11 protein-coding genes are annotated in these 15,401 nt (G+C 73.1%); 3 read left to right on the top strand and 8 right to left on the bottom strand.

Features of this window, described 5'->3' with window-relative positions:
• Positions 1-84 precede the first annotated feature (84 nt).
• A complete protein-coding gene (gene eccD, locus Pflav_RS42025) occupies positions 85-1,491 on the top strand; it encodes a type VII secretion integral membrane protein EccD (protein ID WP_173042028.1) in 1,407 nt (468 codons plus the stop codon).
• Positions 1,492-1,497: 6 nt separating this feature from the next.
• The gene (gene eccB, locus Pflav_RS42020; RefSeq protein ID WP_173042027.1) at positions 1,498-2,889 is read left to right on the top strand and encodes a type VII secretion protein EccB; all 1,392 of its coding nucleotides are present in this window, start codon (positions 1,498-1,500) and stop codon (positions 2,887-2,889) included.
• 4 nt (positions 2,890-2,893) lie between these two features.
• Here the strand turns inward: eccB and Pflav_RS42015 are convergent, their stop codons facing one another.
• Together Pflav_RS42015 and Pflav_RS42010 are read right to left on the bottom strand one after the other, a co-directional pair.
• On the bottom strand, positions 2,894-4,129 hold the full coding sequence (locus Pflav_RS42015) for a S8 family serine peptidase (protein WP_173042026.1): 1,236 nt from the start codon (positions 4,127-4,129) through the stop codon (positions 2,894-2,896).
• Between the two features lie 17 nt (positions 4,130-4,146).
• A complete protein-coding gene (locus Pflav_RS42010) occupies positions 4,147-4,707 on the bottom strand; it encodes a hypothetical protein (RefSeq protein WP_173042025.1) in 561 nt (186 codons plus the stop codon).
• 57 nt (positions 4,708-4,764) lie between these two features.
• Here Pflav_RS42010 and Pflav_RS42005 point away from each other — a divergent pair, with 57 nt between their 5' ends.
• A complete protein-coding gene (locus Pflav_RS42005) occupies positions 4,765-5,271 on the top strand; it encodes a hypothetical protein (RefSeq protein ID WP_173042024.1) in 507 nt (168 codons plus the stop codon).
• Positions 5,272-5,300: 29 nt separating this feature from the next.
• Here Pflav_RS42005 and Pflav_RS42000 read toward each other — a convergent pair whose 3' ends face one another.
• The 6 genes from Pflav_RS42000 to Pflav_RS41975 form a co-directional block, all read right to left on the bottom strand.
• Entirely contained in the window at positions 5,301-6,263 is a 963-nt protein-coding gene (locus Pflav_RS42000; RefSeq protein ID WP_173042023.1) for an ADP-ribosyltransferase, read from the bottom strand.
• A complete protein-coding gene (locus Pflav_RS41995; RefSeq protein WP_173042022.1) occupies positions 6,260-7,129 on the bottom strand; it encodes a hypothetical protein in 870 nt (289 codons plus the stop codon). The genes Pflav_RS42000 and Pflav_RS41995 overlap by 4 nt, the downstream gene beginning before the upstream one ends.
• A gap of 37 nt (positions 7,130-7,166) precedes the next feature.
• Positions 7,167-8,960, bottom strand: a complete 1,794-nt coding sequence (locus Pflav_RS41990; RefSeq protein ID WP_173042021.1) for an ADP-ribosyltransferase — start codon at positions 8,958-8,960, stop codon at positions 7,167-7,169.
• Positions 8,961-8,983: 23 nt separating this feature from the next.
• Positions 8,984-9,211, bottom strand: a complete 228-nt coding sequence (locus Pflav_RS41985; RefSeq protein ID WP_173042020.1) for a hypothetical protein — start codon at positions 9,209-9,211, stop codon at positions 8,984-8,986.
• Between the two features lie 291 nt (positions 9,212-9,502).
• Positions 9,503-10,918 carry a hypothetical protein gene (locus tag Pflav_RS41980; protein WP_173042019.1) on the bottom strand — a complete coding sequence of 472 codons (1,416 nt, stop codon included), beginning with the start codon at positions 10,916-10,918 and terminating at the stop codon, positions 9,503-9,505.
• Complete coding sequence (locus Pflav_RS41975) at positions 10,873-15,387, bottom strand: toxin glutamine deamidase domain-containing protein (RefSeq protein WP_173042018.1); 4,515 nt, start codon at positions 15,385-15,387, stop codon at positions 10,873-10,875. The genes Pflav_RS41980 and Pflav_RS41975 overlap by 46 nt, the downstream gene beginning before the upstream one ends.
• Between the last annotated feature and the right edge of the window lie 14 nt (positions 15,388-15,401).

Genomic DNA, 15,401 nt, shown 5'->3' with positions numbered 1-15,401 from the left:
CGTCCGTCAATCCTATAGACAAGGGCCACCGCGCCAACATGCTAGGTTGAGCGCTGTCTGCACGGTAACGGGGAGGTGACCAGCGTGACGGCCCCGGGCGGCCTCAGTCTGGCCAGGGTAACGGTCGCGGCACCCAAGCGGCGGATGGACGTCGCGTTGCCCGACAATCTCATCGTTGCCGAGCTGTTACCCCACTTGTTGCGGCATGCCGGCGACGACCTCGGCGACGCCGGTGAGCGCCACGGCGGCTGGGTGCTGCGCCGCGCCACCGGTGCCGTGCTCGAGCCCACCCGCAACCTTTCCGTTCAGGGCGTGCGCGACGGCGAGCTGCTGCACCTCGCGCCTCGCCGCGACGACTGGCCCGAGCTGGCGTATGACGACGTGGTCGAGGTCATCGCGAGCGGCGCCCGCCGGTCCGGCCGCTCGTGGGGCGGGCCCGCCACCCGCGCGTGCGGACTCGCGGTCACCGGCGCGATCCTGCTCGCCGGGCTTGCCGTACTGGTGATGTCCGGCCCGTCGTGGGCACTGCCCGGCGGCGTCGCGCTCGGCGTCGCGGCTGTCCTGGCGATCCTCGGCATGCTGCTGGCCCGGGCGATGGGAGACGCGACCGCCGGCGCGGTGGTGGCCGCCTCCGGGCTGCCGTACGCGTTCGTCGGCGGCGCGGTCCTCGCCGCACCGAGCGACACCCTGCTTTCCGGCCTGGGCGCGCCCAGCGTGCTGCTCGGTGCCGGCGCACTGCTCGTCTTCAGCGTCATCGGGTACACCGGTGTGGCCGCGGTGCAGCGCCTCTTCATGGCCGGCCTGGCGACAAGCCTCGCCGGCCTGCTCGGCGCGCTGATCTGCCTGGCCGGCGCCACATCGGAGGGTGCCGCGGCGGTCACGCTCACCACGGTGATCGGCCTGCTGCCCAGCTATCCGCTGATCGCGAGCTGGCTCGGGCGCCTGCCGGTGCCAGAGCTGCCCGACCGGCCGGAGGCGATCCTGGAGGACCGGCCGGTGCCCAAGCGCGCCGACGTCTTCTCCGCCGTGGCCCGCGCGACCGAGCTGCTCAGCGGGCTCAACCTGGCCGCCGCGCTCAGCTCCACAGTGGCCATCGCGTACCTGGTGCTGGGCGGCGGTGGCTTCGCCGCCAACCTGCTGACCTTCTCGGCGGCGGCCGCGCTCCTGCTGCGCGCCCGCCTCTTCGCCCTGCCGCAGCAACGCGTCCCGCTGCTGGTGAGCGGCATCGTCGGCATGGCGTTCCTGCTCTTCAGCTTTACGGTCGACGCCGGTACGGGCGGGCGGCTGCTGGTCCTCGTGGTGGCCATCGTCGCCGCCGGTGCGGTGCTCGCCTCCGGCCTGGTGTACAGCCGGCGCGCCCCGTCGCCCTACCTCGGCCGGGCCGCCGACATCGTCGACGTGCTCGCCATCATGGCGCTGGTGCCCTTGGCCTGCGGGGTGATCGGCCTGTACAGCGCGATCCAGGGCCTGTTCGCCTCGATCGGTGGGTGACGTCCGATGGCGACGCGGCGGGACCAGCTCCACTCGTACCAGTTCCTGACCCAGCGGGTCATCTCCGCGTTCGTGATGCGCGAGACCGACCCGCAGCAGTCGCCGCTGCGCCGCGGTGTCGGCGCGGTCTTCGGCGGCGTGATGGTCGCGATCCTCGTAGCGGCCGGCTTCGGCATCTACGGCATCCTCACCAAGGTCGGCAGCGACGGCTGGAAGACCGAGGGTGCCGTGGTCATCGAAAAGGAGACCGGCGCCAGCTTCGTCTACGTCGGTGGTGTGCTGCACCCGACGCTCAACTTCGCCTCCGCCAAGCTGGCCGCCGGCCGCCCCGGCGCGCAGGTCTTCCGGATCTCCGGTAACTCGCTGGGCGAGGTGCCGCGGGGCAACACGATCGGCATCGCGGGCGCACCTGACTCGCTGCCCAGCTTCAAGAAGCGCATCGGTCTACCGTGGACGATCTGTAGCCTGCCGGAGACCGACAACGCCGGCACGCAGGTCACCCGGGTCCGGCTGGCCGTCGGGCGGGGCACCACCGGCGGGCGAGCGTTGGCCGACAGCGAGGGCCTGCTGGTGCGGGACAGGTCCGAAGGCACGACGTACCTGATCTACCGGGGGCGCCGCCACCTGATCCAGGACGCGGCAAACCTTGTGACCGCGATGTTCGGCGAGGTGAATTCGGCGCCGGTCGGGTCGGCGTGGATCAATTCGGTGCCCGCCGGCAGCGAGATCCAGAACATCCGGGTCCCGGACCGGGGTAATCCTTCGACGGCGATGCCCGGACGCGAGATCGGAGAGGTGCTCACCACGCAGACCGCCGCGGGTGAGCAGCACTACCTGGTCTTCGACGACGGGAAGGCGGCCATCACGCCGCTCCAGCTCGCCATCCTCGCGGCCGAGGCCGACCTGAGGCGTGAGCAGGTCGCCGTCTCGGCGATCAACAACGCGCCGGACAGCACCCGCCTCCGCCCGCCGGCCAACGAGGCCGGCACACCGCCCGCCTCGGCCCCCACACTTGTACCGGCCGGCGAGCAGGTCTGCGCGGTCACGTCGGACGGCCGCACCACACCGGCCCTCGTGGTGGGCGGCACCGTCGAGGGCCTGGACACGGTCGCGCCGACCACGTCCGCCTCCGCCGACGGCCGCGTGCTCGCCGACGGCGTGCTCGTACCCTCGGGCCACATCGCCGTCGTGCGCGTGCTGGCGTCCCCCACGGCCGAGGCCGGTGGCTACTTCGTCGTGACCGACACGGGTGTCAAGTACGCGGTGCCGAGCGCCGAGGTGCTGGAGGTGCTGGGCTACCCCTCGGCCGAGGTGGTCGAGGTGCCCACCGCGCTGATGCAGCGGCTGCCCACCGGCCCGACGCTGAACCCGGCCGAAGCCATCAAGTCCGCCGCCTGAACGGTCAGGGGAAGAGCTGGACGGGCGGGCCGGGCTCCTCCGGCTCGGTCTCCTGTCGGGGCGCCGGTGCCACCGCCGTACGCCAGAAACGCCGCCGCCCGCGCGGCATCACCACGGCCACGACCACCACGATCAGCACCACCGCCACCGCGATGCCGGTGCCCACCATCGCCACGTCGCGGGCGCGCGCCCAGGCCGGTGACTCGTCCACCGCCAGCGCCGGCAGGTCGGGGAGGGGCTCGGGCGAGGCCGTCGCCAGCCGGGCGGTGACCGCGGCGTACGGGTCGACCACGCCGCTGCCGTAGCCGGGACCGCCGGGCGCGGGCACAGCGGTGCGTTCGAGCTGGCGCCCGATGCCGCCCCGGCCCTGCATCGTGCCCAGCCGGGAGCGGACAAGCACCGCCGTCGCGGCGACGAACCCGGTCGCCACGCCCGTACCTTCGGCGACCGTCATCCCGCCCGCGCGGCTGAGCGTGGGCACGTTCTCGCCGGGTGCCACCACATCGACGTACTCGCCCTGCTGGGACTTGCCCCACAGCAGGCCGGACTCGCGAATCGCGCCGACGCCGACCACGTCGTCGTAGCCGGCCGGGTAGGGCGTGGGGATCGTGCCGCGCTCGTCGCCCAAGTCGCCCGCGGCGGCCACCACGACAATGCCCTTGGCGACGGCGTTGGCCACCGCGCCCTCCAGGACCGGGCTGTCCTTGTACGTGATCGTGGAGACCGCGATGACGTTCGCACCCCGCGCCACCGCCTCGGTGATGCCGCGGGCCAGCACCTGCGGCTCGGCCCCGGTGCCGCTGCCGAACCGCTCGGCCACCACCCGGATCGGCAGGATCGTCACATCCGGGGCCAAGCCGACGAACCCGACGGACTGCCCCTGCCTCGCCGCGATCACGCCGGCGACCTGGGTACCCGTACCAAGGCAGTCGTCGTCAGCCCGGCCGCTGCCCGCCACGGCGTCGAACCCGTCGAGCACCCGGCCGGCAAGCTGCGGGTGGCGGGCGTCGACCCCCGAGTCGAGCACCGCGACGACGAAGGTGCCACCGCGCGTGAACGGCCGGACCCGCTCCGGCCCCAGCAGCTTCTGGGCCCACGGGACCGCAGCGATGGGCGGGCCGGGCTCGGCACAGCGCTGGTTGGCCGGGGCGCGCGGGGCAGCCGCCGCCGGGGCGGCACCGACCGCGCACATCACGGCCGCGACACAGGCGACCGCGGTGGTACGGGCGAAGCGGCTCACGCCGGACACACCTCCGGTCACAGGTCGCGGAACCGGTCTTCCATCTCGTCCGCGAAGTTTCGCCGGCGCCGCTCCAGGTGCTCGCGCCGGAAGTGGGCCGGATTCTGCTCGTAGGTCGCGCGGCCGTGCGCGGTCCAGAACGATGACTCCGGGACCGCGTCGCCGCCCTCCGGGATGAACTTGAGGATCTCGTCGAAGGCGGCCACCGCGAGCGCGAACGAACGCTTGCGGTCGGCGTCGAGCGCCGGATCACCGGAGCCCGGGGCCGAACCGTCCTGGATGCCCACATCGGCGATGAGCCGCCACTCCCCCGCGTCGAACAGCTGGGAGTGCTCCGGCCCGCCAAAGAACACCAGGTCGTCGGCGCCGGGGACGCTGGGCCGCTCGGGCAGCCGGAAGACGAACTCGCGCGGCGTCTGGCAGCCCTCGCAGACGCCGCGGTAGCGCCGCGCTGGTGCGCCCTCGTCGTCGGTGAGCCCACTCTCCCAGGCGATGTCGACGCTCTGGCAGCGCTCGCATGGGTGCAGGTCCATGTACAGGTGGGCCTCATCCCGCGTGCGGACAACCGGCAGCACCATGCGCCCTCCCCGTGACAGACCAGCGTGCGTAAATCTAGTCGATGCTAGCTTCTCCCCGTGGAGCTGCATCGCGCCGGCGGTGGCGACCGCAAGCTGGCCCTCGTCGGCCTGGTCTACGGGCTGGTGAGCTTCGCGGTCGGCGGCGTCTTCGTGGCAGTAGGCGGGTGGCTCGTCGCGTTCATCGTGTGGGTGCCGGGCGCGTTCTTCTTCGCGCTCGGGCTGATCCTGCTGCTGGGGTCGCTGCGCCCGTTCCGGATCGCGCTGAGCGAGACCGGCCTGGTAGTCCAGTCCGAGGGGCACCGCTTCGCCGGCCCGTGGAGCCAGGTCGACGGGATCCACATCGAGCAGACCACGCCCACCGGCAACCCGCCGCTGTCCCGCTCGCTACTCGTGCTGTGGGTGGCCGACGGCGTACCGATGCGGCACGCGGCCTCGTTCCCGCCGGTGGGCAACGGACGCAAGGGCCACGTCATCGCCGAGATGGACAACATCCGCGAGACCCACAACCAGGTCGCGGACATCCTCCGCCGCTACGCCGGCGACCGCTTCCGCTCACTCCGCTAGAGACCTTGGGGAGTGCGTGCCCGAAACCGCTAGGCGATCGTGGCGGCGATCTCTACGTGGCCGTCGCGGAGGTAGACGTCGTCGATGCGGATCGTCAGGCCGCGCGGCAGGATCAGCTCGCGCTCGTACGGGTGGTGGCTCTGCCGCCCCATCCACAGCGCCCGCGTGCCCTTGGGCACGACGAGCCGCAGCCAGCATCCGGTGCGGTACGCGGGGGTGGCGCCCAGCGACACGGACAGGTAGCCGGGCTCGGTGTACGTCCCGCCGGCGAGCGCCCGCACGTCCGCGAGGCCGCCCGTCAGGTTCGCCACGTCCTCGACGCCGCGCAGCGTCTCCAGCGACTCGGGCAGCGGCGCGGCGACGGCCTGGTCGAGGAGGCGGTAGCGCTCGGCGAAGTCGCCGTACAGCGGCTCCCGCCCGAAGATGGCGGCTAGCTCCGCGGCCCGGGCGGGTGCGGCGAGCAACTCGGCGAGGCGGGCCGGTGGATCGTCCGCCTGCAACAGTGCATTGTGGACGCCGGGCGCGCGGGTGTAGTCGTAGGCCGCCTGCTGCACCGTGTTGAGTCCCTCGGGCGGTACCCCGGGCGCCGTAGGCCGCGGCGGCTCTGGCGGTGGTGCGGGCAGGCCTGCCGGCACGGACAGCTCGGTCAGCTCCGCCAGGCTGGCCGCCTCGGCCTCGGTCCCGCCAACGACGCCGGCGCGCTCGTCCGAAGGGAGGTCGGCCAGGTGCCGCAGCGCCTCGGCGGGCGTGTGGCCCGCGGCCTTCGACGCGGCCAGGTGGCGCAGCCATGGCGTGCCGGCACTCCAGCCGGAGGCCCCGGCGGCACCGTGGTCCACCCATCCCGCCGCACCGTCCACTTCGGAGGCCCAGAGAAAGCCGAGCGGCTCGCCGTCGCGCAGCACCGGGCGGTACGTCACCGCGCCCGAGGCGGTGTCCGCGTACCGCTCCGGCGGGTGGACCGGCCGGAGCCGCGGGTCACCCCAACGGTTCACGAAGCCTCGGGGGCGCGGGCGATCTCCTTCAGCGCGGCAAGGCTCGGCGCCTCCCGCTCCTCGGCGCCGGCCGCACCCGCCTCGTCGGTCGGCTGCCCGCCCAGGCGGCGGACCGCCTCCAGCGCGGGAACCCCCGCCGCAGCCGCCTCGTCGAGCCGGGCGACCCACCTGCCCCACACGTCGTTGTCCTCGACGTCGAAGCCGCGGCGCTCATACGACGCGGCATTGTCCGAAGTGGACGCCCACAGGTAGCCCATCGTGCGGCCGTCCTTGACCACCGGGAGATAGCGCACCGGCCCCTCGGTGACCGCCAGGTACCGTGGCCGCCCGCGCGGGCTGGACGTGGCGATCTTCGGCTCCCAGCCCTGCGAGCGGTCGAGCGGCGTACCGTCGGGCAGGTAGCCGAACGGCGCGGGCGGAAGCTCGCTGAGGTCCGGCGGCGACCCGGGATTGGCGATCTCGCGAAGGTCCCGCTTGCTCGGCACCTCCCGTGGCACCGCGTCCGCCGGGATGGCGCCCGCCTGCGGGTCAGCCGGCGCGCCCACCCAGCGGCTCAACGCCTGAAGCGGGGTGAGCCCCTCGGCCTCGGCCTGCCGCAGCCGCTCGCTCCAGGCGACCGCGGCGTCGAGGGATCGGCCCAACGGGTGCGCCATTACGCGAAGGAAGCTGGCCGCGTCGTCCGCGACCGACGCCCACAGGTAGCCGACGGTGTCGCCGTCCACCAGCACGGGCAGGTAGCGGATCGGACCCTCGGCGGTGGCGTTGTAGCCGCCGTGCGGGTACGGGTCGGAGGACGGGGGCAACGGCGGAGGCGGCGCGTCCCACGGCGGGATGTAGCCGTCGAGCGATCTGCCGTCCCCGTTCATCGTCGCGTCTCCTTCGTACTCACGGCTCGCGCAAACCCTACCTCCGTACGAAGGCGACGAGCTCGAAGGTGCCGTCCGGCCCGGGCCGGACGTCCACAATCGTGTACTCGGCGTCCTGCGGCAGGATCAGCTCTCGCTGGTCGGGGTAGGCGCTGTGATGTCCCATCCAGATCGCCGGGTTGCTCGGCGGCACGTCCAGCACGAGCCGGAACGGGTGGTCATTTCCGGCGAACGCGGGCGCGGTGCCGAGCGACGTGGACATGTACCCGTTGGCGGCCTGGGTGGTGCCCACCAGCCGCTGGCGGATGTCGCCGGCGGTCAGCGGCCGGCCGTACTCGTTGAGCCACCTGCCGCTCGCGTCCCGCTGGAAGTTCATCGCGTTGCCGGCGGCGTCGCGCATGAAGTTGATTTCCTGAAGTCCGCGGTGGGCCTGCACGCCGTGCCGCAGCGGGGTGGTCCGCATGGCCTCGTCGATGAGCGCCATCCGGGCGCGGATGTCGGCCTCGGTCGGGAAGCGCCCGCCGAACGTGCGGATCAGCATGCCGCGCACGCCGTCGTCGGTGACGATCCGGTTCAAGACCGCCGCCTGCCGCGACGGCGGCTCGCTGAGCACCTGGTCGACGAGCCACCGCTCGAGGGTGCCCCGTGGGGCGTTGCGCTGTGCCCGGGCGTAGACGTCCGAGAGCGTCGGGACGTGGCCGCCGAAGAGGGCGCGTACCGCGTCCGCGGTGCCCGCACTGTCCCACCACCGCTGGAGCAGCTCGTGTGCCTCGTCGGTCCGTGCGATCGCGTTGTACGGCCACGAGTGCCGCGTGTACTCCCGTACCGCCGCCTGCTGGTCCGGTGGGAGGCGGAGGAAGTCCTGGCCGAGCAGGTTTTCGCCGAACGCCTCGCCGGCCGCGTCGCTATCGAACTCCCAGACGCCGTTTTCGTTGCGGTGTCCGTAGTTTGCCGGGTCCGGCCCGGTGAGCGGGGGCGGCGGCGGGGCGGCGTGCCGGGGCACGTGCTCGCCGGGCTGGTAACCGTCCATTGTGGGCGTCCGCGGCGCCGGGACGTGGGACGGTGCGGCGACATGTGGCGGCAGCGGGGGCGTCGATACCCGCGGTGGCGGTGGTGCCGGTACCCGCGGCGGCGGTGCCGACCACGGCCGGACCGGTGGCGCCGGGCGCGGGTCGGCCGACGGGAAGGGCAGCGCGTGCGACGGGTAGCCGAGCCGCGCGAGGTCGCGGTCGACCCCCATCAGCTCCTGCCGGATCGCCAGCTGGTCCAGCGGCGTACGGGCGTTCTCGAACTGCCGCAGCAGCAGCTCCCGCTCGTTCAGCCGGGCCCGCACGTGCCCCACGCCGTGGGTCGGGTCCACGTGCGGCGTGGGCTCGTCCCGGCCGAACGCGCGCAGGATCGAGCCGACCAGCCGCCGTACCACACCCTGCGGCCGGTGCTGGTCGAGCGCGGCCCGCACGTAGACGGTCTCGGTGATCTCGTGTACCCAGGTGCGGGTCAGTTGCTCCGGCGCGACGCGGTGGTTGACCACGACGACGTGCGGGTCCTGCGGCGTGCCGGCGCGCACGGTCGTCTGCGCGACGTTCGCCAGGCCCTCGCCGACCACCGGCCGGTAGTACGCCGTACGCCCGTCGGCCGTCTCCACGCGGACGAGGTGGCCATCGGTGTGGACCCGGAGCACGCCCTCGCCACGGAAGAAGGACGGGTCCACGCGGTCGGCGGCCCAGTGCAGCTCGTTCAGCGACACGTCCGGCACGTGCGCGGCGCGCCCGTCCGGCACGAAGTCGGTGTACGAGATCGGGCTCGCCGTGTGGGTCAGCCCGCTGGGCACCCCGGCCGGCTGGATCGGGCGGGCTACGCCGCGTACACTCCCCGCTCCGGCCAGCTCGCCTCGCTCCGGAACAGGCGCGTCACCTTGTTGACGATCGCCCAGTAGTTGTGGTCCTCGTTCCCGTCCAGCGAGGTCCCCCGCTGCGACGCCTTCTCGATGACCAGCCGCCGGTCCATCTCCGGGTATCCGAAGGTGTACTCCACCTCCCGCTGGTCTTCCCGGACCTTCTCGAAGTCCAGCAGTATCGCCATCCCGTCCCCACGATGTGTCCAGGTCTTCTCCGGTGCGGTCCGGGCGGACCGCGTTCCAGTCATACCGCGCCGTGCTGTACCGGTGTGCCGCCGGGTAGGTCGCTCCCGGGTGGTCGCGCATGTAGCCGGCCTCGGTCAGCTCGTGTTCCAACAGAACGAGATCCGCCGGGAGGTGGCGGCCCTCGCGCAGCCGGATCCACGCCTCGGCGATCGCCGGGTCGGCGTCGAACCGCTGGCGCGGCCCTCGGCCGGCCTCGTCGAGCAGGTGCTCGTCCCGCATCAGGTGGCGCTTCACGTGGGCGATCTCCGCCTCGCTGTACCCCACCGTCCCGTTTGGACGCTCGGCCCCCTCAGCTGGCGGGCGATGTCCGGCACGTCCAGGTCGTCGGCGCGGAACCTGTCGTACGCCCGATCGGCCCACTCCCACGCCCGGGACTCGTCGCGCGGCCGCATCGACGCGCCGCTGAGCGCGTCGGCGGGTCCGCTCGGGTCGGCGGGACCGTGCAAGTCGCTGTCGGCGCGTGGCCGAGGTATGCCTACGTGGTCGCCTGGCTCGCGCCCTCCGCGCAGATCCGGTGCAGCTCCTCCTCGGTCGGCAGCTCCTGGCCCAGCACGTCCCGGGCCACCCGCTCCGCCGTCGCCCGGTCGACCGGCTCCGTCTTCTCCATCTCCACGTCCCCGTAGATCGTCCGCGCCGCGATCCCCGGCTCGTAGCTCCATCTCGCCTGCGGGACGTTCCACAGCACCGCCCGCAGCGGGGTCCGCGACTCCACCCACTCCGCTATCAGGTTGACGATCGGCCCCGGTGCCCTGTGCCGGTACACCACGTGATACGCGAACGTCCCCATCAGGCAACCCCAATCTCTCGCCCCGCGGGAAGTCCGCCGGGGTGAGGCCCCGCTCCGCCACGATCTCGGCGAACGTAACACCCTGCTCAGCGAGGCGCCGCTGGTAGTCGGCCCAGACCGCGGGCTTGCGGCGGGTCCACTTCTCGAAGCTCGTGTCGATCGCCTCGGGGAGCCGGTCCATGCCGGCCGGCATCCGGTCGGCGATCCCGTTGACCCGGTTGAGGCGCAGGATCTCCAGGTACGCGTCGACGCGGGCCTCCGGCGTCGCCGTCTCCAGCCGGATGATCTCGTACAGCTGGTGGGTCTGCTTGCCCACCGCCCGAGACGCCTCGGTCGGGAACTGGACCTCCAGCGTGAAGCCGTCCGGCGAGCGCAGCGTCACGTTGACGCCGTTGTGCCGGTTGCCCGGCCGCCAGAAGTTCTTCACGTCGTCGACCGTGTAGCCGCGCGCGGTCAGCGAGTCGAGGACGGTGGTGACGACCTCGCCGTACCGGTGCTCCGGGGTCAGCACCGAGAACCGCACCCGGTCGTTCACTTCGGCGAGGAAGTCCTCGGGTGAGGTGCCTTCGAGGGCGTGCGCGTCCACGAACTTGCGGGCCAGCGACGGCAGCTCCTTGACCCGGTACTGCTCGTCGACGGTCCGCGGCTGGTCCGCGTCGGTGAAGCCCGTCATGCGCCCGGTCACGTCGCGCAGGTCGGCTAGCACCGCGTCGGCGACCGGGCGGGCCGCCGCGACGGACAGCTTCAACGCTTCCCGGTGGGCGGAGTCGAGGCTCGCCAGCAGCTGCTGCTCGGCAGCGCGCGGGTCGGTGGCTAGTCCTGGTTCTGGGGTGGATCCCCCTTCCACTGGAAGATCCACCAGATCGTGTCCTCGTCCGGGAGCTCCTGTCCCCCCGTCGCTATCGGCGCGGCCCGCTCCGCTTCCTCCCGGCTCAGCTCCTCCGAGAGGTCCCAGTCGCTGCCCCCACCCACCGGCTCGCCGCCGCCGGGTCGTACCGCCATGCCCCCGCCCGATGGCTCCAGACCAGGCCGTGGCCCTCCGTCCCCTCGGTCCCCTGGACCACGATCCCCGCCGGGGTGTGGTCCTCCGTCGACCGAAAGAGCACCCAGTAGAACAGTCTCCGCTCGCCCATGACGCCCCTCCAGCCGCTCGGCGACCCGCCCGGAGACCGGGAGGTCGGCCCGGTCCAGGCCGAACTCCGCCATGATGCTCGCGAAGTCCCGGCCGTTGAGATCCAACCACGCTACGTACCTGGACCAGGCGTCCGCGTTCTTGCTGGCCCAGGCGGGGAAGCTCGTGTCGACGGGCGACGGGACGCCGGGCGGGATCGCACCGTCGAGCCCCAGCCGCTTGTTGATCGCCAGCATCTCCAGGTGGGCGTGCACCCGCCTGGCCGGGCTCTCGTCGTCGCGCCGCACCACCTCGTACAGGTCGTGGGTGAGCTTTCCGGCCCGGTACGACAGCTCGGTGGGGAACTGCACCTCGAAGAGCTGCCCGGACGGCGAGCGCAACGTGGCGTTGAGGCCGAAGTGGCGGTTGCCGGACGACCAGAAGTTCTTGGTCTCGACCACCGTGAAGCGGGCCGCCTGGAGGTCGGCGAGGATCCGCGACACGGCCGGTGCGTACGCCGGGCCGTCGGGCAAGGGCATGGTGAAGCGCAGGGCGTCGTTGACCTGGGACGCGAACTCTTCGACACTCTGGCGGTGCCGGTCGCTCTCCGTCACGAACTTGCGCGCCAGTGAGTCCAGGTCCTTGATCCGCGTCGCCAGGTCGCGCAGCTGCGCCGGCGGGTCGAGGCCGAGGTCGCGGCTCACGGCTTCGCCCACCTGGGCCAGCGCCGTCTGCACCCCGTCGGCGGCGTCCCGCGCGCGGCCGCGCGCGTCGTCGAGCACGTCGGCCTCCGCCTGGCTGACCTGGAACGTCTCCAGCTGCGGCTTGGCCAGCAGCACCGGCTGCGGCTGCGCGCCCCACAGGTGACCCGGCAGCAGGCTGCGCTGCTCCGCGGCGCGGAAGATGGCCATCTCGCCGTACGTCTGCGGCACGGTCCCGCGGCGGTAGACCACCCAGCCCTCGTCGCCGCCGGCCACCCACCGGCCGTCCGGCAGCTCCCGGATGTCGACACCCAGAGCGTTGCGGGCCTGGCGGTCCGCCGGCCACTCGCCGGGCCAGGCGTCCAGGCGGTCGTTCGGGCTGTGTACCACGAACGGAACCGCGTCGAGGCCCGCCTCCCGCGCCGCGCGGAGCCGGCGGTTGTCCAAGCTGGACAGTGAGCCGTCACCCCACCGTACGCCGTGCACCGGCCCGCCCCGCCAGCCGCCGCTGGCCATGTTCCGCACCAGGTCCTGCGCGCTGATGCCGTCGCTGGTCTCCGGGCTGACGCTGCGCTGGGTGAAGCGGATCTGGTCCGGCGAGACCATCGCGGTCCGCTCCAGCGCCTGGTCGTAGCGGTCCTGCTCCTCGGGCGTGAGGGTGGCCCTGTCGAGCCCCAGATCCCGGTACCTCGCCTCGCCGACGCCGAGGTCGGCAAGCTGCTCCGGGGTCGGGTCGCGGAGCATGACCCGCGGCTGCGGCTCGCCGGCGCCTCCGTCCCCAGTGGAGCCATCCGAGGTTGGGCCGTCTGGGGTCGGGCCGTCCGGAGTGGACGGAGCACGGCCGGCCTGCTCCGGGCTGGCGGACTCGCCACGGGTGTGGAACGGGCCGCCCTCGGTAACCGCCTTGACACCCCTCCAGTTGGCGCCGAGCAAGGCGTCCTTGCCGATCCAGCGGGCGTCCCGGCCGTCCTGCCCGTTCCAGCCGGCGCGGCTGACCTCGTTCGGCGTCGGGTAGCCGGGGCTGCCGAACGCGTGCCGGGCCGCCCGGTCCAGGATCCCCTGCCCGGCCTCGTGCTGCCGCCGCATCTCGGCGATGAGCGCGTCCGGGTCGTGCGGACCGTAGCGACCGCGCAGGGCGTCGATGTCCACAGTGGCGTCGCCGGCCGCCCAGCGAGCCACCTGTCGCGCGTCCGCCTCGACCCGCCGCATCTCCCCACGCAGGCGGTCGAACACGTCGTTGGCGCGGTGCTCGCTGCCCGGCGCCCAGTCGTACCCGGCCCGTGCCCACGCATAACCGCCCACAGTGGACGCCGCGTGGATCTCGATGAACGACACGCCGGAGTAGCGGTACCAGTCCTCCATGAACCGGTTCCACTCGCCCGCGAAGCCGCGCCCCTGCACGCCCTTGTCGAGCCGCAGCGACACATGGTTCGCCGCGATACCACCGTCGTGCAGGCGGCGGAACTCGCGCACGACCCGCCCGACCGGGCTTCCGTTGGCGTCGAGGATGTCGAGACGCACGGTCACGTTGTCGCGGTACACGCTCACCGCGTGCGGGTCGTCCGGCTCCATCCGCACCCGCATGCCGGCGAACTCCCGGCCGTCGAGCAGGCGCGTGAACTCGTCGCGGACCGCGTCCGCCCACCGCGCCGCCTCCGCGTCGGTCTGCGGCAGCAGCTCGTCCAACGACGGCGGTCGCCCTTCGCGGTGCCAGGCGCGGTCATCCCAATGCCCGTCGTTCGCGTTCTCCGCGACGGGCGCCGGCTCCGCTCTCCCACCATCCGCATCTGGTACGGACGACGCGTCCTGCCAGCCGGACTCCGGCTGCGACAGGGGCGGCGTGTGCGTGCTCGGCGCCGGCGGTGTGCTGTAGGTGGGCGCAGGCGGCGCGTCGTAGTCCGGCGCGGGCGGCGGTGCCCACGGCGGGGTGTGCGTCGTCGGCGGCGCCCATGGCGGGGTGTGGGTGGTCGGCGGCGGCGCGGTGTTGGGCGGCGTGGCCCAAGGGCTCGGCGGCAGCGTCGTGGGCGGCGTGGCCCAGGGGCTCGGCGGCGGTGCGTACGCCGTCGTCGGCGGGTACGTCACCGGTGGCGGCGGGGTGACGTCCGGCGCGGGCCGCGAGCCGAAGCCGAAGAGGCGGCCGAGCCGGTCGAGCATCCGCCCGGCGAAGCCCCGCGCCGCGCGATCGGTGGCGGCCCGCTGCTGGATGGCGTCCGCGATCTCGTTCGCCAGCACCTGGTTGAGGTGGTGCGGTGGCGTATTGCCGTCGATACGGATGACGTGCGGATCGTGCGGCGCTCCGGAGTGGACGGTGGAGCCGCCGTACCCGGCCTCGGTACGGAAGTGCTGCACCCGCCCGTCGGCGAGCTCGACGCGCAGGTTGGGTCCGTCGGGCCGCACGTCGACGATCGGCCCGCTGCCGAACTGCTGCGGCGTCAGCCAGGCGGCCGTGTTACGTACCTGCTCGGTGGTCAGGCCGTCGGCGGCGTAACCTCGGGCCAGATCTGCCGCCCAGTCAGGCGTCCCGCCCTCCTGGCCTCGCTGTAGTCCTCGATCAGCATCGGGATAGGCAGGCTGGTCTGCACCGTGACTACCCCCGTCCGGTCCACTATGTACGACCCATGGCCGACGTGCATCCCCTTGCTGAGCTGTTCCTCCGTCAGGGCCTGCTTCACCAGCCAGCCGAACTCGAACGGGTACAGGGTCACCTCCGTCCCGCGTCCGACCAGCCTCTGGATCAGCTCCCGTGCCTGTTCCTCCGTCAGCTGCGGTTCCTGTGACATTCGGCGTTCCCTCGCTGTTCGTCGGTGCTGGGCTCCCGGCCAGGTGGTCCGCCCGGATGTGCCAGAGCGTGTGGGTGGCGGACACGAACGCGGCCGGCGGCGAGTCCCACGTACGACCGCTCTGGGGGTCCCACCAGACCGGGCCGCTCGCGCCGCGCGGGTACACGATCACGAAGGCGTGTGCGTCCTCGCGCACGACGTCGCCGTTCGCGTCGACGTTCGGCTGGCCGGTGGCCGAGTCGATGGAGATCCAGTCGGCGACGACGAGCGCGGAGGCACCGGGGCCGGCTGCCGCGATCTGGGCGTGCAGGTCGGCGTACTGGCCAGCCACCGCGACCGCGCGGCCGGCCGGGTCACCGGGCGTACCGGGCGGTGGGCCGGTCCAGGTGTCGCCCAGCCAGTCCACCGCGCGCCGCAGGCCGTCGGCCTCGCCGGAGCGGTGGTCGGGGGTGCCGTCGGGGTTGACGTCCGCCCAGCGCGGCGCGGCGACCTGCGGATCGCCGTAGAAGCTGGAGAGGGCGGCCAGCGAGCCGTCGAGGCAGTTGTTGGACCGGCCGGGTACCGACGGGCCGCCGTCGTTGACCATCTGGCCGTACGGATGGGTGGACGGGTCGGCCAGCTCCTCGTACCCGTTGCCGGTGTCGAGTGCCTGCTGGAGGTCCTGCTGGTACTGCGGGCTCTCGATCGGGGCCAGGTTGTCCGGGCCGACCACGCGGGTGGTGTCCAGCGCCGGCACGCCGGGGGCCAGCC

The organism is Phytohabitans flavus (genome assembly GCF_011764545.1).
Taxonomy (GTDB): domain Bacteria; phylum Actinomycetota; class Actinomycetes; order Mycobacteriales; family Micromonosporaceae; genus Phytohabitans; species Phytohabitans flavus.
This window is presented reverse-complemented; position numbering and strand designations above follow the sequence as displayed.